The sequence below is a fragment of the Prevotella sp. P4-67 genome (genome assembly GCF_002251325.1).
Taxonomy (GTDB): Bacteria; Bacteroidota; Bacteroidia; order Bacteroidales; family Bacteroidaceae; genus Prevotella.
Window position 1 is genome coordinate 27,086 of sequence record NZ_NPJL01000019.1, and the last position, 22,487, is coordinate 49,572.

At 47.4% G+C, this 22,487-nt stretch carries 20 protein-coding genes; 12 read left to right on the forward strand and 8 right to left on the reverse strand.

What is annotated here, in order from left to right:
* Positions 1 to 76 precede the first annotated feature (76 nt).
* The 3 genes from CIK92_RS03165 to CIK92_RS03175 are packed head-to-tail and all read right to left on the reverse strand — an operon-like array spanning position 77 to position 2,993.
* Entirely contained in the window at positions 77 to 937 is an 861-nt protein-coding gene (locus CIK92_RS03165; protein WP_094388144.1) for an N-acetylmuramoyl-L-alanine amidase-like domain-containing protein, read from the reverse strand.
* Positions 934 to 2,004 carry a DUF4421 domain-containing protein gene (locus tag CIK92_RS03170; protein WP_094388145.1) on the reverse strand — a complete coding sequence of 357 codons (1,071 nt, stop codon included), beginning with the start codon at positions 2,002 to 2,004 and terminating at the stop codon, positions 934 to 936. Before CIK92_RS03170 ends, CIK92_RS03165 begins: the two co-directional genes overlap by 4 nt.
* Positions 2,005 to 2,009: 5 nt before the next feature.
* The gene (locus tag CIK92_RS03175) at positions 2,010 to 2,993 is read right to left on the reverse strand and encodes a Gfo/Idh/MocA family protein (protein WP_022309514.1); all 984 of its coding nucleotides are present in this window, start codon (positions 2,991 to 2,993) and stop codon (positions 2,010 to 2,012) included.
* Positions 2,994 to 3,092: 99 nt separating this feature from the next.
* Between CIK92_RS03175 and yihA the strand changes: the two genes are divergently transcribed.
* From yihA to CIK92_RS03200, 5 genes are read left to right on the forward strand one after another with little or no spacing between them, the layout of a single operon-like run.
* The gene (yihA, locus tag CIK92_RS03180) at positions 3,093 to 3,701 is read left to right on the forward strand and encodes a ribosome biogenesis GTP-binding protein YihA/YsxC (RefSeq protein WP_022309515.1); all 609 of its coding nucleotides are present in this window, start codon (positions 3,093 to 3,095) and stop codon (positions 3,699 to 3,701) included.
* 12 nt (positions 3,702 to 3,713) lie between these two features.
* Positions 3,714 to 5,492, forward strand: a complete 1,779-nt coding sequence (abc-f, locus tag CIK92_RS03185; protein ID WP_094388146.1) for a ribosomal protection-like ABC-F family protein — start codon at positions 3,714 to 3,716, stop codon at positions 5,490 to 5,492.
* A 16-nt stretch (positions 5,493 to 5,508) separates the two neighbouring features.
* A complete protein-coding gene (locus tag CIK92_RS03190) occupies positions 5,509 to 6,570 on the forward strand; it encodes a M28 family metallopeptidase (RefSeq protein ID WP_094388156.1) in 1,062 nt (353 codons plus the stop codon).
* A 56-nt stretch (positions 6,571 to 6,626) separates the two neighbouring features.
* Positions 6,627 to 7,313 carry a glycoside hydrolase family 25 protein gene (locus CIK92_RS03195; RefSeq protein WP_094388147.1) on the forward strand — a complete coding sequence of 229 codons (687 nt, stop codon included), beginning with the start codon at positions 6,627 to 6,629 and terminating at the stop codon, positions 7,311 to 7,313.
* A 25-nt stretch (positions 7,314 to 7,338) separates the two neighbouring features.
* The gene (locus CIK92_RS03200) at positions 7,339 to 8,451 is read left to right on the forward strand and encodes a zinc ribbon domain-containing protein (RefSeq protein WP_094388148.1); all 1,113 of its coding nucleotides are present in this window, start codon (positions 7,339 to 7,341) and stop codon (positions 8,449 to 8,451) included.
* Between the two features lie 287 nt (positions 8,452 to 8,738).
* Here CIK92_RS03200 and CIK92_RS03205 read toward each other — a convergent pair whose 3' ends face one another.
* Both CIK92_RS03205 and recQ read right to left on the reverse strand, forming a co-directional pair.
* On the reverse strand, positions 8,739 to 9,947 hold the full coding sequence (locus tag CIK92_RS03205) for an ectonucleotide pyrophosphatase/phosphodiesterase (protein ID WP_022309520.1): 1,209 nt from the start codon (positions 9,945 to 9,947) through the stop codon (positions 8,739 to 8,741).
* An 8-nt stretch (positions 9,948 to 9,955) separates the two neighbouring features.
* The gene (gene recQ / locus CIK92_RS03210) at positions 9,956 to 11,800 is read right to left on the reverse strand and encodes a DNA helicase RecQ (RefSeq protein WP_094388149.1); all 1,845 of its coding nucleotides are present in this window, start codon (positions 11,798 to 11,800) and stop codon (positions 9,956 to 9,958) included.
* Between the two features lie 128 nt (positions 11,801 to 11,928).
* Between recQ and CIK92_RS03215 the strand changes: the two genes are divergently transcribed.
* The 6 genes from CIK92_RS03215 to hisS all read left to right on the forward strand — a co-directional run bounded on the left by CIK92_RS03215 (position 11,929) and on the right by hisS (position 18,295).
* Entirely contained in the window at positions 11,929 to 12,372 is a 444-nt protein-coding gene (locus tag CIK92_RS03215) for an AraC family transcriptional regulator (protein ID WP_022309522.1), read from the forward strand.
* Between the two features lie 55 nt (positions 12,373 to 12,427).
* Positions 12,428 to 14,362, forward strand: coding sequence for a dihydrofolate reductase (locus CIK92_RS03220; RefSeq protein WP_094388150.1), 1,935 nt, complete (start codon positions 12,428 to 12,430; stop codon positions 14,360 to 14,362).
* Positions 14,359 to 14,976, forward strand: coding sequence for a DNA alkylation repair protein (locus CIK92_RS03225; protein WP_094388151.1), 618 nt, complete (start codon positions 14,359 to 14,361; stop codon positions 14,974 to 14,976). The genes CIK92_RS03220 and CIK92_RS03225 overlap by 4 nt, the downstream gene beginning before the upstream one ends.
* 178 nt (positions 14,977 to 15,154) lie before the next feature.
* Positions 15,155 to 15,634, forward strand: coding sequence for a Fur family transcriptional regulator (locus tag CIK92_RS03230; RefSeq protein ID WP_022309525.1), 480 nt, complete (start codon positions 15,155 to 15,157; stop codon positions 15,632 to 15,634).
* 18 nt (positions 15,635 to 15,652) lie between these two features.
* The gene (locus CIK92_RS03235) at positions 15,653 to 16,930 is read left to right on the forward strand and encodes an adenylosuccinate synthase (RefSeq protein ID WP_094387008.1); all 1,278 of its coding nucleotides are present in this window, start codon (positions 15,653 to 15,655) and stop codon (positions 16,928 to 16,930) included.
* Positions 16,931 to 18,295, forward strand: coding sequence for a histidine--tRNA ligase (hisS, locus tag CIK92_RS03240; protein WP_094388152.1), 1,365 nt, complete (start codon positions 16,931 to 16,933; stop codon positions 18,293 to 18,295).
* Between the two features lie 73 nt (positions 18,296 to 18,368).
* Here hisS and CIK92_RS03245 read toward each other — a convergent pair whose 3' ends face one another.
* Together CIK92_RS03245 and CIK92_RS03250 are read right to left on the reverse strand one after the other, a co-directional pair.
* On the reverse strand, positions 18,369 to 18,926 hold the full coding sequence (locus CIK92_RS03245) for an NADH peroxidase (RefSeq protein WP_022309528.1): 558 nt from the start codon (positions 18,924 to 18,926) through the stop codon (positions 18,369 to 18,371).
* An 80-nt stretch (positions 18,927 to 19,006) separates the two neighbouring features.
* Positions 19,007 to 20,254 (reverse strand): DUF5103 domain-containing protein, encoded by a 1,248-nt coding sequence (locus CIK92_RS03250; RefSeq protein WP_094388153.1) that lies wholly within the window; start codon positions 20,252 to 20,254, stop codon positions 19,007 to 19,009.
* Positions 20,255 to 20,592: 338 nt separating this feature from the next.
* Here CIK92_RS03250 and CIK92_RS03255 point away from each other — a divergent pair, with 338 nt between their 5' ends.
* Positions 20,593 to 20,793: a hypothetical protein gene (locus CIK92_RS03255; protein WP_094388154.1), complete on the forward strand. Its 201-nt coding sequence runs from the start codon at positions 20,593 to 20,595 to the stop codon at positions 20,791 to 20,793.
* 10 nt (positions 20,794 to 20,803) lie between these two features.
* On the opposite strand, the gene pckA is transcribed toward CIK92_RS03255, so the two are convergent.
* Positions 20,804 to 22,405, reverse strand: a complete 1,602-nt coding sequence (gene pckA, locus CIK92_RS03260) for a phosphoenolpyruvate carboxykinase (ATP) (RefSeq protein WP_094387522.1) — start codon at positions 22,403 to 22,405, stop codon at positions 20,804 to 20,806.
* Between the last annotated feature and the right edge of the window lie 82 nt (positions 22,406 to 22,487).

Here is a 22,487-nt window from a genome sequence, read left to right on the forward strand (position 1 = left end):
TAATGATACTTCAGTTTTTTTGTGCAGCATTGCAACGATTACTCGCAGAGGTTTTAGCTTTTCTTTAGGCAGCAAATCAATCAACTTTTATCCTTATCACTCTTATTCCTGTCTGTTTGGGATGCTTGCTCATATATACTGCGAGCGTCATAGGTTCTTCCACTACTTTGTGTCTTATCTGTGAGGCGTTGAGGAGATGTAGGCCGTCGGCGTGCCAAACTGCGATACCTATGTGGGATGTGTCGAGTCCTTGTTTGGATGTGGTAATGGCCAGTATGTCGCCATCCTTTATGGTCTGGCGCATGAGCGTTGAGTTGTCTATTGATTTCTTCGGAATATAGGGCACAATGCGTCCGGTCAGTTTTTGCTCCGTATCTCTGATTTCTTTTATGGCCTTTGGTTTGCCATGCAGCATAGGGTAGAGGTGGTTGTGGGTTGACATGAAATCGATGTTGAGACGCTGGCGGCCGGTGAATGGTCGTCCTTTATGCGAAATCTCCTTAATCAGCCCCATCTCGGTGTTGTCGTCAATCCATGAAGTGAAATAATGCAGTCGTCGCGTGTAGCCTATTTTCCCTTGTTCGTAACGTATGGTTCTCAGCCAGCGGCAGTAATCTTCAAACCTGATGCTTTGTTCACGGGCACACAGCGTGAGCGCCATTACCGTCTCGACATATGTGGTGCAATCGAGTTGGCGCAGGTTGACAACGAGCTGTTCGGATGGGTTTACCTCCAAGGTCTTGGCAACATAGGGAATGCCACGTAGTTGACGAGCAAAGTATATCATGAGATTTTTATCCTTGCTCAGGTGTATTGCCTTCTTCAGCAGCGAAGTCACGCGTAGGCTGTCAGATGGCTTATAATCCACCTTCTTCTGTCCAATGGCATTGAGGCAAAAGCCCAATATGATGACAGCGAGGAATATTGTATGTTTCATCGTCGGTCGAAGTTAAATCCTATATAAATGTTGACATTGCCAAAAGTATTATTGGTCGTTATCTGGCTTTTGTGATAATTATACGAGTGGAATACTGCATTGGCTCCCACAAACCATTTGGTGTTGTTCCATACTATACCCATACGGCCAATTGCATCAATGTTGGTATTGTGCAGTGAAAGCTGTTTGAACCAAGGTTTGTCTTCATGGTTGTCGCCACGCGTGGTCTTGTATGAAAGCCCAATAGACAGGGAGGCGTCAATTAGCAGGTTGCGCACGGGCACCCAATTGTATGCGTATCCTCCAGAGATGGAGTAGTCGGTATAATCGATGTGGGGAGGCAGGTTGCGATTGGCATCAAGTTCGTTGGGCGCAGTATAGCCCGTATGTTGCTTGATAATGGCAGACAGTTTCATCCAGTCCATATTCAAGCCATGTCGCGTATAACCGATACCCGCCAGAAATGAACCGGCCGAACGTCGCTGTACCGTGCTTTGACTGTAAGCAGCGGGATAAGAGAATTTGCGGTGGTTGAAGATATAATATAGGTTGAAGCCCTTGATGCTTGCTTCTATTCCATCAAATGGCAAATCCTTCAATCCCTCGGTATCATATTGTCGTCCTACATCAATTTCCTTGATTTTGTAGTTGTCTCCCGTGCGACGATAGAACAGGTCAACGCCTATCTGATTGGAGTATAAACTCAGATTGAAGTCTTGGTTGCGTCCGCTCTCTTTGATGTGGGCCACGTCGAGGGTATAGCCCAGGAATATCCATCTCCACCCGAAGTAAGGGCCGACCTTTATGCGAGGCTTGGGGGCAAAGACTACATTCATTCCGTCACTGCTGCTCAGACGATATACCTCATAGGTGTTGGTGTTCTGAATCATTGCAGCAAAATTATATCGCTGCGGTTCTACATAGTTGGTATCGACACGGCTGAATTCTTTGACAAAGTCATACAGGACTCCTATCACACCCTTCTTTTGAGGTGGGATGGAGTCTTCTGCCATAAGTGGTGAAGATGTGATGAGCAATATGATAATCAGATAGAGATGTCGGAGCATACAGCCTACATTTTTCCCAATATGCGATCCATCACCCAGTTGGTGGGAGTTGCACTTACGCTGGTCGATGTGCAGATATTCAGACCCTGCAGGTCTTCTATCACTTGGCGTATAATCGGTAGTTGCACGTAAGGAGGGTTCTTGACCTCTATCTCTGTCAAACCTTCTGAGGTTACCAGACGGATAGGTTTGTAGTTGAAGACAGAGAAAGACAGCATACCTTGTTCGCCGACTATCTCTATGCAGTCTTCTCTGGCACTTTGGTGGCCCACGAAGCACCACGACCCGCTGCCGACCAGTCCACTCTCAAAGCGGAAGCAAGCGCTGATGGTATCTTCTGCGGTATAGAGGTGGGCGCGGTTGGTGCAATAACCGTGGGCTTTGACGATAACGCCAAAGATGTCTTGCAATAAATCAAGTTGGTGAGGGGCAAGGTCGTAGAAATAACCACCACCAGAGATGTCTGGCTGCAGGCGCCATGGCAGTTCGCGGGTGGAGTTATAGTCCAATTCTCGGGGAGGAGCGGAAAACCTTACCTGCACGTTGGTAATATTGCCAATGCGCCCTTCGCGTATGATTTCTTTGACGCGCTGGAAGTAAGGCAGGTAGCGACGATAATAGGCCACATAACAGGGCACTCCTGTCTGCTCGCTTATGCGGTTGATGCGTACGCAGTCGTCATAGCTTGCAGCCAATGGCTTTTCCACATATACCGGCTTGCCTGCACGCATCGCCATAATGGCAAAAGTGGCATGGCTTGATGGTGGGGTGGCTATATATATGGCATTGATGTCCGGGTCGTCTATCAATTCCTGGGCATCCGTGTACCATTTGCGTATATTGTGTCGCTCCGCATAGTTGCGCGCTTTCTGTTCGCTGCGGCTCATTACCGCTTCCACATGCGAACCTTCCACTTCGGCAAAGGCGGGACCAGACTTCTTCTCGGTAACCTCGCCGCAACCAATAAATCCCCAACTGATTTGTTTCATCTTGTTTGCTTTTTCAGAACATTTGATACAAAGTTACGGCAAAGCGGAGATATTACAAAAAAAAAGTCGTAATTTTGCATATATAATTAAAGCAACGATATGGAAATTAAGAATTCTCAGTTTGTTATTTCAGCGCCTACAGTCGAAAAATGTCCAAAAGACAACAAGCCCGAGTATGCTTTTATCGGTCGAAGCAATGTAGGTAAATCAAGCCTCATCAATATGCTTTGTAATCATAAGGGCCTGGCCAAGACCAGTGCCACCCCCGGCAAGACTCTTCTTATCAATCTGTTTCTTGTCAATCGTGAATGGTATCTTGTCGATCTCCCAGGATATGGTTATGCCAAGCGTTCTAAATCCGTGCAAGACCAACTGCAGCGTATGATTTCGAGTTACATACTCCAGCGTCAGCAGTTGGTCAATGTATTTGTACTCATAGATATTCGCCATGACCCGCAGAAGATAGACCGTGAGTTTATCGATTGGCTGGGCGTGAGCAGCGTTCCTTTCAGTATCGTTTTTACCAAGGCCGACAAACTCGGACCCGTCAAGGCTCGTCAGAATGCAGAGCGCTGGATGGAAAGCCTCAGAGATACATGGGAAACGTTGCCTCCATATTTTATCACGAGCAGTGAGAAGAAGACCGGCCGTCAGGAGGTGATAGACTATATTGGACAAATCAACGACTCGTTGGCTGCTACTGATTAATACGTCGAGACAATGGCAAGTCAGAATACTATTCTTGATGTACAGAACGTAAGCAAGCGTTTCGGCGCTCGTGAGCTTTTCGCCAATCTTTCGTTCAGCATAGCCGAGGGACAGAAGGTGGGCTTCATTGCCCGCAACGGTACTGGCAAGTCTACGCTGCTGTCAATCCTTACTGGCAGAGAGAGCCAGGATGAAGGAGCTATTGTTTATCGCAATGGAATACGCACGGGGTATCTGGAGCAGGAACCTGTCTTTAATCCCGATGACACCGTGCTGGATGCCTGCTTCAACCATCAGGGCGATGAAGAGAAGATAGTGAAGGCCAAGCAGATATTGACCCGACTTAAAATCGCAGACCTCTCTCAGCCGATGGGGCAACTCAGTGGCGGACAGCGTAAGAGGGTGGCGCTTGCCAATGCGCTCATTACCGAGCCCGATTTCCTGATATTGGACGAGCCTACCAACCATTTGGACCTCGAAATGATAGAATGGCTGGAGGGTTTTCTCCAGCGAGGCAACAAGTCGATACTAATGGTCACCCATGACCGTTATTTTCTTGACCGCGTGTGTGATGTAATCCTCGAACTGGATGACCATACCATTTATACCTATCGTGGCAATTATGCCTATTATCTTGAGAAGCGTCAGGAGCGCATTGACAATCGTCGTGCCGAGCAGGCTCGTGCCGCCAATCTCTATCGTACCGAATTGGAGTGGATGCGCCGTATGCCTCAGGCCCGTGGTCACAAAGCCAAGTATCGTGAGGACGCTTTCTATGAACTCGAAGCCCGCGCCCATCAGCGTATTGAAGAGCGCCAGGTAAGACTCAAAGCATCCAATGTATATATAGGTTCTAAAATCTTCGAATGTCAATACGTTTCCAAACGGTTTGGCAAGGATAAAGTTATACTCGACAATTTCTATTACAATTTCGCCCGTTTCGAGAAAATGGGCATTGTGGGCAACAATGGCACCGGAAAGTCTACCTTTATCAAGCTGCTGTTGGGATTGCAGCGGCCGGACGATGGAAGGTTTGATATCGGCGAGACCGTCAAGTTCGGCTATTATTCACAGGACGGCCTGCAGTTTGACGAGCAAGAGCGGGTCATCGACATTATCACCAAGCGTGCCGAGTATATCGACCTTGGTGGCGGGCGTCACCTCTCTGCTTCCCAGTTTCTGCAGCGCTTCCTCTTTACGCCCGAAGAGCAGTACGACTATGTGTATAAACTCAGTGGAGGACAGCGACGCAAACTGTATCTCTGTACTGTGCTGATGGAGAATCCCAATTTCCTTATTCTTGATGAGCCCACCAATGACTTGGACATACAGACCCTCCAAGTCCTGGAAGAGTATCTGCAGGATTTCCCCGGTTGCGTCATCGTCGTAAGCCATGACCGTTATTTTATGGATAAGGTCGTTGACCATATCCTTGTCTTTAAGGGCGAGGGTGTGATAGATGATTTCCCTGGCAACTATACACAGTATCGGCAGTATTCGGCCTTGCAGAGCAAAGAGGAAGCCAAGGCAGATGCCTCTGTCAAGGAGAAGAAGAGTTATCGCAACGACAGCCGTCGCCGTATGTCGTATAAGGAGAAACGGGAGTTTGAGCAGCTCGAAAAGGATATCGCATCACTCGAGCAACAACAGCACGAGATAGAAGAAGCACTCTGTAGCGGTACACTCAGCGTCGAAGAACTCACGGAGAAAAGCCGTTTGCTGCCCAAGCTCAAAGAAGAAATTGACGAGAAGAGCATGCGGTGGCTGGAGCTCAGTGAAATCGAAGGTTAAATGAATTATGATGATTATGCGTTACGTTAATTACACATTATATATCCTTTGGGCTACAGTGGCATTGCTCTATGCGCAACCTGCTGACGCCATCCGTCGCAACCCAAATACGGCTGCTGCCATCCATCTTGCCCAGCAGAAGAATATCGGTCTTCAGAGCATCACCGAAAATGCAGCTCGCGCCCATGTTGGTTTCTTGGCTCACGATTTAATGGAAGGTCGTCAGGCGGGGATGCGTGGGTCACAGTTGGCCCAGCAGTACATAGTCTCACACATGCGCCAATTGGGATTGCAGCCTTACGAGTCAGCCTCATTTCTGCAACCGTTCAACGCCGCCGCACGCCCTTCGCTACGTCGCAGTCCACGTTATTTTGTAGAGTCAGACTCCTTGGTTAATATAGCCAAAGGCCCTCATCATCTTCTCAGTTTGGCCAATGTGATAGCGTGTATCCCCGGCACTTCTACCGACGAAGTCGTAGTGGTAGGGGCGCATTTTGACCACGAGGGCCTTTCTCCCACATTGGTTGGAGACCAGATTTACAACGGAGCCGACGACAATGCCTCGGGTGTAAGTGCTGTGCTGCAGATTATGCAGGCTTTTGTCAAGAGCGGTGTCCGTCCACGCCGCACCATAGTCTTCGCCTTCTGGGACGGAGAGGAACTTGGGCTACTTGGCTCGCGTTATTTTGTGAACAGCCACAAAGATATCAGCCAGATTAAGGGTTATCTCAATTTTGATATGGTCGGCGGCAACAATCGCCCTGACGATTCTCAATATTTTGTGTACTTCTATACCGAAAGCCATCCTCGTATCGGTGAATGGCTTAAGGACGACATAGCCCACTACCAGCTGGACCTGCATCCCAACTATAAACCGTGGGACAATCCTGTAGGAGGAAGCGACCAGAGTTCGTTTGCGCGTCACGCTATTCCTATCGTGTGGTATCATACTGATGCACAGCCGCATTACAATCAGCCTTCCGACGAAGCGTCAACCATCAATTACCCCAAACTCGCAGACATTACGCGCGCCTCGTTTCTGACGGCTTGGCATATGGTCAATGATGCGACGTGGTAACGAAAAAAGAGTAAGTTTGTTTTGTATTTTCTACATATTAAAGTAACTTTGCACCTATGAAGTGCATATATATATTCATATTATCAATATTTTGTACACTTGCCACACATGCCCAGACCGAATGTGAAGACACCTGCCAGCACATACATGGCATAGATATGAGCCACTATCAGGGAGATGTGTTTTGGGAGCAGATAGGAGACAATGCTAAGATGGCCTATGTCTATCTCAAGGCTACCGAAGGTGGTGACAATATTGACAGCAAGTATAAGCGTAACATAGAACTGGCTCATCAGAACGGCCTCAAGGTTGGTTCTTATCATTTCTATCGAGCCCGCATTCCCCAAGAGGTACAGTTGCGTAATTTTATGGCACAATGCAGGCCTGAAGACCAGGACCTGTTGCCCATGATAGACATCGAGACACGTAGTGGGTTGTCCGTGAAAGAGTTTACCGACTCGGTATTCAAGTTTCTCCAACTCGTAGAGGTGGCTTATCGTCAGAAGCCGTTAATCTATACCGGAGCCAACTTCTATGACCATCATTTCGCCGGCAAACTCAATGATTATAAGATTATGATTGCCCAATATACTCAGCGTGAGCCCATTTTGACCGATGGTCGCGACATCACCCTTTGGCAATACACGGCCAAAGGACGAATAAGAGGTGTCAATGGTCATGTGGACAAAAGTCGATTTATGGGTAATCACCGATTGCGAGAGATAAGATACCGACACCGATAACATAGATTAATAAACATATACGATTATGGCAATTATCAAATGTCCCGAGTGCGGTCGTGAGGTAAGCGACAAAGCGCCCGTGTGCCCGTCTTGCGGCGTTGAAATAGCAGGACATATCATCACTTGCCCCAAATGTGGCACAGTTTATTTCAATGACCAGTCCTGCTGTCCGACCTGTCACACTCCGACTCATCCAGAGAAAGCGCAGGCACAACCCTCATATCAGGCAGAGCCCGTCACTTCGTCTTCTGCAGACGAGAAGCCAGCCAAGAAGAACACCAAGGTGATTATCTATTCATTCCTCTTTGCTATCGTCTTGGTTCTCGGAGGCATCTTTGTCTGGTATCAGGCACAGGGAGGTAAAGAAGAGGAAGCCTATACCTATGCCATGACAAGCGAAGACCCTGCCGTGCTGCAGAGTTATCTTACCACCTATACCAATGCGCCCGCAGAGCATCGTGACTCGGTGTCTGTGAGACTGGAGCGTCTGCAGCTGTCTGATGCAGAGTGGCGCGATGCCGTGGTAAGTGGCTCCAAAGAAGCAATGGAGGCTTATCTCAAAGCCCATCCAGGAAGTCTGCATCAGCAGGAGGCATTGCATCGGATAGACTCTATAGACTGGGCTATAGCCCAGCGCCTCAATACAGCGGAGGCTTATCAGGCTTATGCCGATGCGCATGCCAATGGCGAGCATATCGACGAGGCGACAGAGGCTATGAAGGATGCGCAGTCAAAGACCGTTATGCCCCAAGAGAAGGACGCCATAGTTACTCTTTTCCGCCATTTCTTCCAGAGCATCAACTCGAAGAATGAAGACGGCCTGAAGAGCACCGTTGCAGTCTTTATGGATTCCTTCTTAGGCAAGACCGATGCGTCGCCATCAGATGTGGTTACCTTTATGAAGAAGATTTATAAGGACGACATTACCAATATGAACTGGCGCTTGGGAAATGACTTCCAGATAGACAAGAAACCTTTGGACAATGACGAGTATGAGTACAGTGTGCAGTTCTCGGTATCTCAGGATATCACCCGCACTGATGCGAGCAAGGAGAAGCATGCCAAATATCTTATCAAGGCAAAGGTAGACGCTAACCATCTCATAAGTTCGTTCAACATGACCAAGGTACTGGAGTAAACCCAGTATGCAATCATGATAACCCAAATGTGCCATAGCCTGTTGCGGGCTATGGCACATTTGGGTTATCATATATCCATCATTCTTTGATTGCCGGCGCGACCGCCATTGGGTCCGCTGGTTCGTGCCTTTAGGCACGCGCCTTCGTGTCGTATGATGCGGGCTCACGTGTCAAATGGCGCGTGACCACGTATCAAATGATACGAACTGCCCATGGCGGTCAGGAGAAATCAGAATGACGCTCAGAGAGGGAGCCGCATTGATTTGCAGGTTGTTTGGATGGCGATTTAGTTGTCTTTTATGATACTCTTGACATCGTCGATGCAGCCGTCATTTTCTGCCGGAGTGATGCCCAGTAGGTTGCATAGGAGTGTATAGACACTCACATTGCGGAAGGGCTTGACCTGGGCATGACGGATGTTAGGACCGATGGCTCTGAACATAGCCCACATATCAGTATAGGCTGGGTCGTAGCCATGCATACCGCCAGAGTTAATCGGCTTGTCATATACCACCCACCCCAAATCGGGCACTGCCACCACATCGCCGATACATCCGTGTTCGGTATAGTGCAGATAGGCCGGGACCTGTTCTTTGCGCCATGCGCGCAGATGTGGCACTCCCTGCAGACGTTGGCAGATGGAGTCGACGGTTGCTTCGTGTTGCTGTACGTTGTCCCATGAGGCATAGATATTTACGGGAACGCTACCATAGGCTTTGTAGGGCAGATTGCCCAATAACGGGCGTAGTTCTATCTTGTGTGATTGGTCGACCCACGCCATGCCATGGTCGGAGAGCACTATGAAGTTGACCTGTTTTCCTATCGGCAGTTGGGTTATACGGCTATATAGGTTGCCCATCAGCGAGTCCATGCGCTCTACCGCCCGTCTGGTCTCGCGGCTATGAGGGCCATAGTTGTGTCCGCTCTTGTCGGGCTCGTTCATATATACCATGATGAGCTGTGGGCGCTTGTGCTTGCTCCGCTGCAGACACTCTATCACCTTGTTGCAGCGCTGTTCGAGGGTGAGGCGTGGCTTCTGGTCGTAGTCGAGATAGGTGTCGGGGTAACTATTGTGTATCTTTACATCAGAGCCTGCCCAATAGAATATGGCAGTACGCAGACCTTGGCGTTGGGCGGTCAGCCAGATGGGTTCGCCACCAAAGTATTTGGGGTCTTTCTTCATGATGCGGTTTGACAGGTTGAAGTCATATCCTGTCTCGCAGTCCATAAACTCGTTGGCAATGAGGCCATGATGCTCAGGCGTGAGACCTGTAGCCAATGAATAGTGGTTGGGAAAGGTCTTGGAGGGAAAGCAGGGGATGAGCGAACTTGCCGTACCCTCATTGGCCATGCGGTCGAAGAAAGGAGTGTTGTACCATTGAGGGTAGTCCCATCGACATCCGTCAAGAGATATTACTACGGTGTAAGTTTCGCTTGTTGCAACAACTGCTATGGACCAACATAGCAGCATTATATTCAGAATGATTCTTCTCATATTTCTTATTATACTTGTTTTATGCCATCCAGATAGTTGCGGATAGCGTCTGTAAATACCTTTCCATAATGTACCTTTTTGAATTCACCGATGCCACTGATATGGCCAAATTCCTCGATAGTGGTGGGCTTCTCTGCCGCCAGCGAGTGGAGCACTTTGTCGGACAGGATGAGGTAGGCGGCGAAGTTCTGCTTGTCAGCAATCTTTCTTCTCAACACGCGTAACTGCTCGAAGAGCTGCTTGTCTTCGACTGCGGACAGCTTCAGTTCGGGTATCTCGGTTTGGCGTGCGGTCGATTCCTGGCGACCACGAGTCTCCTTCTTCTTGTATGGAGTCAAACTGATTTCAGAGACTTCTGCCAGCATGGCATTGCTCTTGCCATACAGGACCTCTTTGCCCATATCAGTCACTTTTGCATGATTGTCTTCGTCGTAGGCAATGCTGATGTATCCCATTTGCAGCATTTGCAACAGATAGTCACGCCAGCGGGATGTCGTAACATCCTTGCCGACGCCAAAGGTCTTTAGCTTTTGATACTCATGACGCATAACGGTGGGGGAGAGCATGCCGCGCAGAATCTCGATGACAGTTCCAATGCCTATCTTTTCTTCGGTCCGCATGATGGCGCTCAAGGCTTTCTGGACGAGTAGCGTGCCGTCAAACCTACGTGGCGGATGCTGGCACACATCACAGTTGCCGCAATCGCAGTCACGCTCTTCTCCGAAATAGTTGAGCAATATTCTGCGACGGCACACACTGCTTTCGGCATATTGCTGCATACGCTCCAACTTCAGGTTATTCACGTCGTTCTGGCCACTGCTGTTGGCAAACTGTCTGAGCTGGATGATGTCGGCAAGTGAGTAGAACAGGAATGTGTCGGCAGGCGCGCCATCGCGTCCGGCACGTCCTATCTCCTGGTAGAAACTCTCGATGCTCTTGGGCAGATTGTAGTGGAATATCCAACGGATATTGGGCTTGTCGATACCCATGCCGAAAGCGATTGTGGCGCATACTACCATAGTCCGGTCGTTCTTGAAATCTTCCTGTATCTTGCGGCGCGTCTGCCCGTCGAGTCCTGCGTGATAGGCTTGGGCTTTGATGTTGGCCTTTCTCAGCGACTCGGCAACGCTCTCTGTAGTCTTTCTGCTCAGACAGTAGATGATGCCGGCGTCGTTGGGGTGGTTGCGTATATAGGCATTGATGATTTTCATCTTCTCTGCCTTGGTCGATTCGCGCCTGACAGCAAGCGACAGGTTGGGACGGTCAAATGAGGATATATAGGTCTCTCCCTTGATGGCAAGCTGTTTCAAAATGTCTTTGCGGGTTATCTTGTCGGCCGTTGCGGTCAACGCCATTACCGGGACATTGGCAAACCGTTCTCTAATTATACCCAACTGAGAGTATTCTGGCCTGAAGTCGTGGCCCCACTGGCTGATACAGTGGGCCTCGTCTATGGCAAAAAGGCTGATGTTGAGCTGGCTCAAGAAGAAGGGAATCTCTGCTATCAGTTTCTCTGGTGACATGTAAAGCAGTTTGATTTCCCCGTTGGCACATTTGCGCCGAATCAGTAAGTCCTCTGCGGTGTTGTTGTTGCTGTTGAGGGCAGCCGCCGGTATGCCGTTTTCTACCAGTGCCTCCACCTGGTCGTGCATCAGACTGATAAGGGGTGAAACCACAATGGTAACGCCGTCAAGCATCAGCGCGGGTACCTGATAGCATAGACTCTTTCCACCTCCTGTTGGCATAAGCACAAGAGAATCTTTTCCAGCCAGCGTGGCGTCTATTATCTCACGCTGTAATGGGCGGAAGGAGTGGTAGCCGAAATACCTATTTAATATATTAATTGGGTCCATGATAAGTAAATTTGTAGCAAAGGTACAAACAAATGGAAAAAAAGTTGACAAAAATGACATTAATTTCAAAATTGTGGCTAATTTTGCAGTAGTAAATATCAGGAAACAAGAGTTATAGCATATAGAAGATGACAAAATACAATATTACAGAGGCTCGGGAGAGAGAGGCAGCCTATCGCTCATTGATAAATCCTAAATTGATGGATGAATTGAAGCAGAAAATACTTGAGGTAATCCTTATTCAGAAGAAATACAAGGACAAGAATTATTCTGCCAAGAATCTGGCTGAGGATTTGGGCACCAATACTCGTTATATATCTGCCGTGGTCAATGTGCGCTTTCATATGAATTATACATCCTTTGTCAATAAATATCGTATAGAGGAGGCTATGGGCATTCTCACAGACCGTCGCTATACCCACATGAAGATGGAGGATATTTCTCAGATGGTAGGCTTTGCCAACCGCCAGTCGTTTTATGCTGCTTTCTTTAAAATCAATGGTTGTACTCCCCGCGAATACAAACTGCGTTATGCCCAGCGTTCTGCTGGGGCTGACAGTTCCAGAAAATGAGAATGTCAGAGGAGATGTCCATTGAATCAAGTATAAGCTAAAAAGTCATGTTCCGATGAAGGAAGATTTCAATTATTCCGACGAGCGCTTTGCCGATATCCAGATGCTTCGTTATCGCTTGAACGGATTTGAGCAGTTGTCGCTCCGCAAGAAACTATATATCTACTATCTTTCTCAGGCCACTCTTTGTGGCCGTGATATCACGTTCGACCAGTTTGGCCGATACAATATTCGCATTCGCAAGATGCTGGAACAAATCTATCTCCATTATGAGGGAGATAGGCAGTGTGAAGAGTTTAAGGCATTGGAGATTTATCTTAAGCGAGTTTGGTTCTCTAATGGCATTTACCATCATTATGGATGCGAGAAGTTTGTACCGGGATTTACGCGTCGGTATCTTGATGAGGTGATAGGGTCTCTTGGAATAAAAATATTTGACAGCGATGAGCAGAAATGCGAAGTCTATGATGTCATTTTTGACCCTGAGGTATTGCCCAAGCGTGTAAATCAGGCAGATGGGGTGGACTTGGTGCAAACCTCGGCATGCAATTTCTATCAGGATGTTACCCAACTTGAGGCAGAACAATACTATGCAGCCTTAAAGTCTAAGGTTGGTAACGATTGCCTGCCCTCGTTTGGTCTCAATTCCAAACTCGTCAAAGAGGATGGGATAGTAAAAGAACAGGTATATGCTGCTGATGGCTTATATGGTAAGGTCATTCGTGAAATCATCGTTTGGCTGGACAGCGCGGTACAGGTGGCTGAGAATGAGCGTCAGCGCGAGCTCATCTCACTGCTTATAGCCTACTACAGGAATGGTGATTTGGCGACCTTTGACCGTTACTCGATAGAATGGATAGCGGAGCAGGATGGTCTTGTCGATTTCATCAATGGATTTATTGAAGTCTATGGTGACCCGCTGGGGCTCAAGGGCTCTTGGGAGGGCATCGTAGAATATAAAGATATAGATGCTACCAAGCGTACACGTACTATCAGTGACAATGCGCAATGGTTTGAAGACCATTCTCCTGTCGATGCACGTTTTCGCAAGCAACAGGTGAGAGGCGTCACTGCCAATGTGGTGTGTGCGGCTATGCTTGGTGGTGATGAGTATCCGGCTTCGGCTATCGGAATCAACTTGCCTAACGCTGAATGGATAAGGGCTCTGCATGGTTCTAAGAGCGTTACTATCGGAAATCTTACCGAAGCGTATAATAAGGCGGCTCATGGCAACGGCTTTTTGGAGGAATTCGTCATAGATGGGGATACACTCGACCTTATTAATAAATATGGAGACCTCTGTGACGATTTGCATACAGACCTCCACGAATGTCTTGGGCATGGAAGCGGCCAGTTGCTCCCCGGTGTGTCATCTGATGCACTCAAAGCCTATGGCTCTACCATCGAGGAAGCGCGTGCCGACCTCTTCGGGCTTTATTATCTGGCTGATGCCAAGCTGATAGAATTGGGGCTGGTGCCAGATGCAGAAGCATATAAGGCCCAATATTATACCTATATGATGAATGGTCTTATGACCCAGTTGGTAAGAATAGCTCCTGGAAATCTTATCGAGGAAGCCCACATGCGTAACCGTGCCCTGATATCCCGTTGGGTGCTTGAGCATGGCGATGGTTGTGTCGGTCTGGTATGCAGAGACGGCAAGACCTACCTTGTGGTCAATGATTATCACGCTTTGCGCTGCTGTTTCGGTCAATTGCTCTACGAGATTCAGCGCATCAAGAGTGAAGGCGACTATGAATCGGCCCGCAAACTGGTTGAGCAGTATGCGGTCAGAATAGACAGCGAACTGCATAATGAAATATTGAGTCGTTATCGCCGTCTCAATATCGCTCCCTATAAAGGTTTTATTAACCCGGTGCTTGTTCCCGTCTGTGATGATGACCGGAATATCGTTGATATAAAGGTCGATTATACCGAAGGGTATACTCAACAGATGTTACGTTACTCTAAAGAATTTGGATATTTATGACAGAAGAAACACACGAGAAACTGAAGGCTATCAAGCAGTCTTTTCGCTCGATGATGAATGGCCCCGTGTCGCAGTCTATGCGCGAAAAAGGTTCAGACTATAAGATAAATTGGGGGGTGGCACTTCCTCTGTTGCAGAAAATGGCGGCAGAGTATGGATATGACTACGACCTTGCCATCAATCTGTGGAAGGAGAATATACGAGAGTGCAAGATTTTGGCCACAATGATTATGCCGCCCGAGCAGATGTTGCCAGAAGTGGTGGATGTGTGGATGGAACAGACCCATACGCAGGAAATGGCTGAGATTGCAGCTTCCAAACTGTATCAGTATCTTCCATTTGCTTCGGTTATGGCTTATGAATGGATAGCTACAGACAAGGTATATTATCAGATAGCTGCCTATAATATATTGGGACGTTTGTTTGCCCGTGGAATGGCTCCCAACGAACTTGGTATCAATGAATTCTTGGACCAGGTCGCTGTGGCGCTCCAAGACGATAATATCGGTGTAAGGCATGCTGCATACAATTGTCTTACTCGTTTTGAAGACCTTGGTGACGATTATGCACTTCTTGCTCAAAAGGCCATGCGTTTACAAGGGCTTCATCTCTGAAACGAAAATACTCAAAGGACTGACAGGATGGGCTGACGCCTGTTCTGCAGTTCATTTGCATCTTGCTTCTGTCATCAAGCAACAAAATCAACATCGTAGGTTATCTTTTTCTCTTATTTATACCTTATTTATATAAAAATGATGTAACTTTGTAGCAACATTAATATGTAACGGATAGATGGTGGATAACGTCAATATTAAAGCAAGAGAAATATTGGACAATTATCTTGAGATGCACAATCATCGCAAGACACGTGAACGTTACTTTGTACTTGATGCCATCTGCCGGATGCCTGGTTGTTTTACCCTAAAGGAACTTGATGCTAATTTGAGATTGTCAAATTTCAGGGTATGTCGGGCTACTCTCTACAATGCTATACGTCTTTTTACGGAACTGCGTTTGGTCATCTGCCACCGTTTGGCCGATGGCACGTACTACGAGAAGGGGTTCAATGGTGAAAGCCGTGTGCATCAGGTTTGCAATGTCTGTGGTAGGATAACCGAAATAGACGAACCGGAGATAAGCGATGCTGTAAATGATATAAAATTGAAGCGGTTTCGTAAAGAAACATTCAGTCTGTATATTTATGGCGTCTGCAGTAGCTGCCAGTCCAAGGAGAAGCGTACGCGCAGCAAGGTTAGTAAGGAAAGAATATAAATACTCATTATAATTGATATGAATACAGGTAAAGTCGATGTCCTGTTGGGTCTCCAGTGGGGCGATGAAGGTAAAGGAAAAGTAGTGGATGTGCTTACTCCCCACTATGATGTGATAGCTCGTTTCCAGGGAGGACCAAATGCCGGCCATACCTTGGAGTTTGAGGGGCAGAAGTATGTTTTGCGTTCTATTCCATCTGGCATTTTCCAGGGCGGTAAGGTCAACATAATCGGTAACGGTGTGGTATTGGCGCCCGATTTGTTTATGGAAGAAGCCAAAGGTTTGGAGGATTCGGGTCACAATCTGCATGAGCGTCTGCATATCTCAAAGAAGGCCCATCTCATTATGCCTACCCATCGCATTCTGGACCGTGCTTATGAGGCTGCTAAAGGAAAGGCCAAAGTGGGAACGACAGGAAAAGGCATTGGCCCAACCTATACAGACAAAATTTCACGTAATGGACTGCGCGTAGGCGATATTCTGGATAACTTCAACGCTAAATATGCTGCCCATAAGGAGCGTCATCTCAAGATGCTGGCATCTATGGGATGGACAGACTTCGAGGGCTTCGAAGCCGTAGAAGCCAAATGGATGGAAGGCGTTGAGTATTTGCGTCAGTTTACGATTGTGGATAGTGAGAATGAAATCAACCATATCCTGCGTGAAGGCAAAAGCATACTCTGTGAAGGCGCTCAGGGCACTATGCTCGATGTCGATTTTGGCAGTTACCCATTTGTGACATCTTCTAATACCATTTGCGCAGGTGCTTGTACTGGCTTGGGTATTGGTCCTAACCGCATAGGCAATGTTTATGGTATCATGAAGGCTTATTGCACCCGTGTGGGTAGTGGTCCGTTCCCCACCGAACTGTTTGATGAAACTGGTGATACTATCCGTAATATCGGTCACGAATATGGTGCCGTTACCGGTCGTGAGCGCCGTTGTGGCTGGATAGACCTTGTACAGCTGCGCTATTCGGTCATGGTCAATGGCGTTACAGAACTCATCATGATGAAGAGCGATGTGCTGGATGGTTTTGATACTATCAAGGCTTGTATCGCATACAGATTGAAAGATGGAAGTGAAACATCTGAATTCCCTTATGAGATTGATGATGTGACTCCCATTTATAAGGAGATGCCAGGATGGAAGACTGATATGACCAAATTTACTTCAGAAGAGCAGTTCCCTGAGGCTTTCAGCAATTATGTGCATTTCCTCGAGGAGTATCTTGAGACACCTATTAAGGTTATCTCAATAGGTCCTGATCGTGAACAAACAATAGTAAGAAAATAAATGGCACAGAAACCTTCTATACCCAAGGGGACGAGAGATTTCGGCCCTATAGAAATGGCGAAGCGCAACTATATCTTTGATACCATTCGCCAAGTATATGCGCTTTATGGATTCCAGCAGATTGAAACTCCGGCAATGGAGACTCTCCAGACCCTGATGGGTAAGTATGGAGAGGAAGGCGACAAACTCTTGTTCAAGGTGCTCAACTCGGGCGATTATCTTGGCAAGATTACCGACGAAGAACTGGCTGGGCGCAATAGTCTTCATTTGGCTGCCAAGTTGTGTGAGAAAGGTTTGCGTTATGACCTTACCGTTCCATTTGCGCGTTATGTGGTCATGCATAGAGATGAACTTCAGTTGCCTTTCAAGCGCTATCAGATTCAGCCAGTGTGGCGCGCAGACCGTCCTCAGAAGGGACGTTATCGCGAGTTCTTCCAGTGCGATGCTGATGTTGTTGGCTCTGATTCGCTGCTCAATGAGGTAGAACTGATGCAGATTGTCGATACCGTCTTCTGCAGATTCGGCATTCGCGTTCAAATCAAGATTAACAACCGCAAGATTCTTACCGGTATCGCTGAGGTAATAGGCGAAGCTGACAAGATTGTTGATATTACGGTTGCAATAGACAAGCTGGACAAGATAGGGCTGGATAATGTCAACAACGAGCTTAGAGCTTGCGGTATTGGCGAAGAGGCCATTGAGAAGTTGCAGCCTATCATTAGCCTCGAGGGTTCCAACAATGATAAACTGCAGACCATCGCAGAGGTGCTTGCCACTTCTGAGACTGGACTTAAAGGCGTAGAGGAAACCCGCTTTATTCTGGATACGCTCGAGAAGGTGGGACTTACCAATGAGATTCAGCTTGATCTTACGCTTGCCCGTGGCTTGAACTATTATACAGGAGCAATCTTCGAGGTGAAGGCGCTTGATACCCCCATGGGAAGTATTACGGGTGGTGGCCGCTATGACAATCTTACCGGCATCTTCGGTATGCCAGGACTGAGCGGTGTAGGCATCTCTTTTGGAGCAGACCGTATTTATGATGTATTGAATACCCTTGAACTCTATCCCGAAGAGACTTTGAATGCTACCCAGGTGCTGTTCATCAACTTCGGTGAGAAAGAGGCCGCTTATAGTCTGCCCATTATCAGCGAAGTGCGCAAGAAGGGCATAAGGGCAGAGATTTATCCTGATGCGGCAAAGATGAAGAAGCAGATGGGGTATGCCAACGCCAAGGCCATACCTTATGTGGTCCTTGTCGGAGAAAATGAAATGAAAGAGGGCAAGGTAATGCTGAAGAATATGGTTACAGGAGAGCAGCAACTCGTTGCGCCCGAGGAAATGGTAGACATGATTAAGGCATAACCATTCTGAATAATTCCAACAAAAGAGGCTTCCACCAAGGGAAGCCTCTTTTGTTTTGGATATCTTTTTCTGATTATTTCTTGAAATAACGGTTGTAGAGACCCATGAAGCCGGCAGCGTGACGAGCTTCATCTTTCGCCATCTCATGGATGGTGTCATGCAGAGCATCAGAGCCTTCAGCTTTTGCCATCTTGGCAGCCTCAAACTTCTCTGCACATGCGCCCTTCTCGGCTGCAATGCGAGCTTCGAGATTGCTCTTGGTGTCTTTCAGCACTTCGCCCAACAACTCTGCGTAGCGAGAGGCGTGGTTAGCTTCTTCGTAGGCATAGTGCTCAAATGCACGTGCAATTTCAGGATAGCCCTCACGATCAGCCTGGCGAGCCATAGCCAAGTACATGCCTACCTCGCTACATTCGCCGGCGAAGGTGTTCTTGCAGTGTTGTACTAACTCGTCGCTAACCTTGTCGGTATAGGCACGGCCTAATTCGTGAACTGTGGCAAACTCTGGCTCGTCATCGAGAGATACTTCCTTAAACTTGCTCCGTGGAGCCTTGCAAAGAGGGCAGAACTCTGGAGCCTCTGTTCCTTCATAGATGTAACCGCAAACGGTACAGATAAATTTCTTCTTCATGATGTTATTGTTTTATGTATGTTATCGTATTGCAAATATACGCCAAATTTGATAAAACACCAACTATTTCACATTATTTATCATCGTGTGTGAATGTGGGCAACGCCTACTAAACGGTCGTAGCGGCTACCTTGGGCATGATAGTACACCAGGGCTGTATATTTGTTTTCTGTCTGGTAGGAGTTGCCTTCAGTGGGCACAAAGCCGATGCGCCCAGTAGGTGAAACCCAAAGGTACTGATAGTTGTAGTAACCTTGTTTTAACCTTATGGCAGTTTCATAACAACCGTTGTCTTCATTCCATTGCATCTGGTAATAGGGTGTGAACTGGTCGTGAGTCCAGTTGCCGTTAAGGTATATCTCTCCTGGCAGCCGTTTGGTCTTGAGAGTGAAGTGTACGGTTTGGTATTCCGAGGTGTAGTTGATTTCACGATTGTCACTATTGCGTATGAAGTATGCGCCGTTGGAGTCTTCGTCATACACATAGTTCGGGCGAGGCTCGTCGGGCCATAGATATGCGTGGTATTCTGTATTGTCCCATTCCAAGTTTTCTACGCCCATATTGGCATGATTGACATCGAGAATTTCAAATTTTCGGTATTCGTTTCCGCCATCAAAAACAAGTTGCGGACAGTGTGTCCATGTCAGCCCATCGGTTTTGATATATTGCGGGGAAGGGTTAGTCACGGCATTATCCCATCTGTTGTTCTGCAGAAAGACTGTCGTGATTTCCCGCTTCCAATCATTAATCCGAAGGTCATTGAAATGTACGCCCATTTCTATCTGCTGATGTCTACCGTTGACGTCGGCATCAGTATTAGAGGTTGTGCGCATTTCTATGCCTGCAGCAGCTTCTGCCACCATAAAGTAGGTTTTGAAGATGGGCTCGTTGTTGTCGTTCTCATCATAAACCGTAACACAATAGTTGCCGCTTAACTTTAATCGGCACCTCTCATTGGGAAGGGAGAAATGGTAGTGGGTGTATAGGGTGTTGGTATTGAGGGATTGTTCAAGATTGTCGATAAGATTGCCGTCTGCAAATCCGTCAATATAATCACTGTCAAACAGCGAAGAAGTGGGTTTCCAATTGGCATCGCAGTGCTCTATGCGATAAGCATATCGCTGCGATTCGTGGGTCAGGTCGTCGAAGTCGATGTTTACGGTCTCTCCGCTATTCAGCATGATGACAGGCAGGTCTGTCCATCGCTGCTCGGCTACGGTTTGCAGCGTCTGGATGTTGCTTTTGTATAGAGTAGGGCGTTGGGCCGAAACGGTAATGCAAGTCAACGATGATAGCCCAACAGCAATGATATATCGAAATTTGTTCATCTTCTTGTGTTGTCTATGCAAAAGTAGTCAAACGAAATGAATGTGGCAAGAAAAAGACAATAAAAAAGGGCAAGATAATCACTTACCTTGCCCTTCTTCGCGCCAGTCATTTGTATTAGTTCGTTTTAGATAATAATGCTAAAAAGTATCATTATTATGACTTAAACCAATACATAGGCTGACTCGCATTCTAAAAACATCATCTTAACCTTAAATCTATCAAACTAACTAACCTATTGTATTACATTCTCCCGAATGCGATGCAAAGGTATAAAGATTTACGATAACAACCATCATTTTTATCGCAATTTTATGTGAAAACGGCCTTTTGTTGACTTATGTCAAATGTATTAAGAACTAATGAAAATCTTGATACCGTGAAGGGGAGAAATGGGGCGGAAATGCCAGAGATTCCATTAACATTTATTATAAAGAAGCTATCCCTGCTTATGGGCATCAATGGGGCGTTGAAGCGGTCGTTAATAAAAAAAAGAGACCACTCCGATACGGAATGGCCTCTTGATATACTGGGTTTGTAAGTTCTAAAGATTAGAGCTTTGGACCGGCAGCAACGAGAGCCTTGCCAGCTTCGTTGTTTGTGTACTTAGCGAAGTTCTTGATGAAGCGGGCAGCGAGGTCCTTAGCCTTCTCCTCCCACTGAGTTGCGTCAGCGTAGGTGTCGCGAGGATCAAGAATCTCTGTAGCAACTCCGGGGAGCTCTGTGGGCACCTTGAAGTCGAACATAGGAATCTGCTTTGTAGGAGCCTTGTCGATGTCACCGTTCAGGATAGCGTCGATGATACCACGGGTGTCGCGGATAGAAATACGCTTGCCTGTGCCGTTCCAGCCAGTGTTTACGAGGTAAGCCTTGGCGTTGTTCTTCTTCATCTTCTTAACCAGCTCCTGAGCATACTTTGTAGGATGCAGCTCGAGGAATGCCTGGCCGAAGCAAGCTGAGAAAGTAGGAGTGGGCTCTGTGATGCCGCGCTCTGTACCAGCGAGCTTAGCTGTGAATCCTGAAAGGAAGTAGTACTGAGTCTGCTCGGGAGTCAGGATAGAAACGGGAGGCAGCACGCCGAATGCGTCAGCAGACAGGAAGATAACCTGCTTAGCAGCGGGTGCTGAAGAACCTGGCTGGATGTTGTTGATGTGGAAGATTGGGTATGAAACACGAGTGTTCTCGGTAACGCTCTTGTCAGCGAAATCGATCTTGCCGTTAGCATCAACAGTTACGTTCTCGAGGAGAGCGTCGCGACGGATAGCGTTGTAGATATCGGGCTCTGACTCCTTGTCGAGGTTGATAACCTTAGCGTAGCAGCCACCCTCGAAGTTGAACACGCCGTTGTCGTCCCATCCGTGCTCGTCGTCACCGATGAGCAGACGCTTAGGATCGGTAGACAGAGTGGTCTTACCAGTGCCTGACAGACCGAAGAAGATAGCTGTGTTCTCGCCGTTCTTGTCGCAGTTTGCTGAGCAGTGCATAGAAGCGATGCCCTTCAAGGGGAGGAAGTAGTTCATCATAGAGAACATACCCTTCTTCATCTCACCGCCGTACCATGTGTTGATGATAACCTGCTCCTTAGATGTTACGTTGAAAGCAACGCAGGTCTCTGAGTGCAGACCCAGCTCCTGATAGTTTTCTACCTTAGCCTTAGATGCGTTGTAAACAACGAAATCGGGCTCGAATGCCTCAAGCTCTTCAGCTGTAGGACGGATGAACATGTTGGTTACGAAGTGAGCCTGCCATGCAACCTCAACGATGAAACGAACAGCCATACGGGTGTCCTTGTTGGCGCCGCAGAAACCATCTACTACATAGAGGTTCTTGTTGCAAAGCTCTTTCTTGGCGATGCCCTTAACCGTAGCCCATACTTCCTCAGACATGGGGTGGTTGTCGTTCTTATACTCTTCAGAGGTCCACCATACTGTGTTCTTAGAGTTCTCGTCCATTACGATGTACTTGTCCTTAGGCGAACGACCGGTGTAGATACCAGTCTTAACGTTGACAGCGCCGAGCTCGGTCTGCTGGCCAACTTCAAAACCCTCGAGTCCTGCCTTGGTCTCTTCCTCGAACAACTGCTCGTAAGAAGGATTGTGGGCGATTACTGTAGCACCTGTAATGCCATACTTAGTTAAATCTAAATTTGCCATTTTTGTTGTTGTTTTAAAAATTTATATGGTCTGTTTAATTTCTGTTGTCAATTGCACTAACGTGGACTTATCTATAGATAAT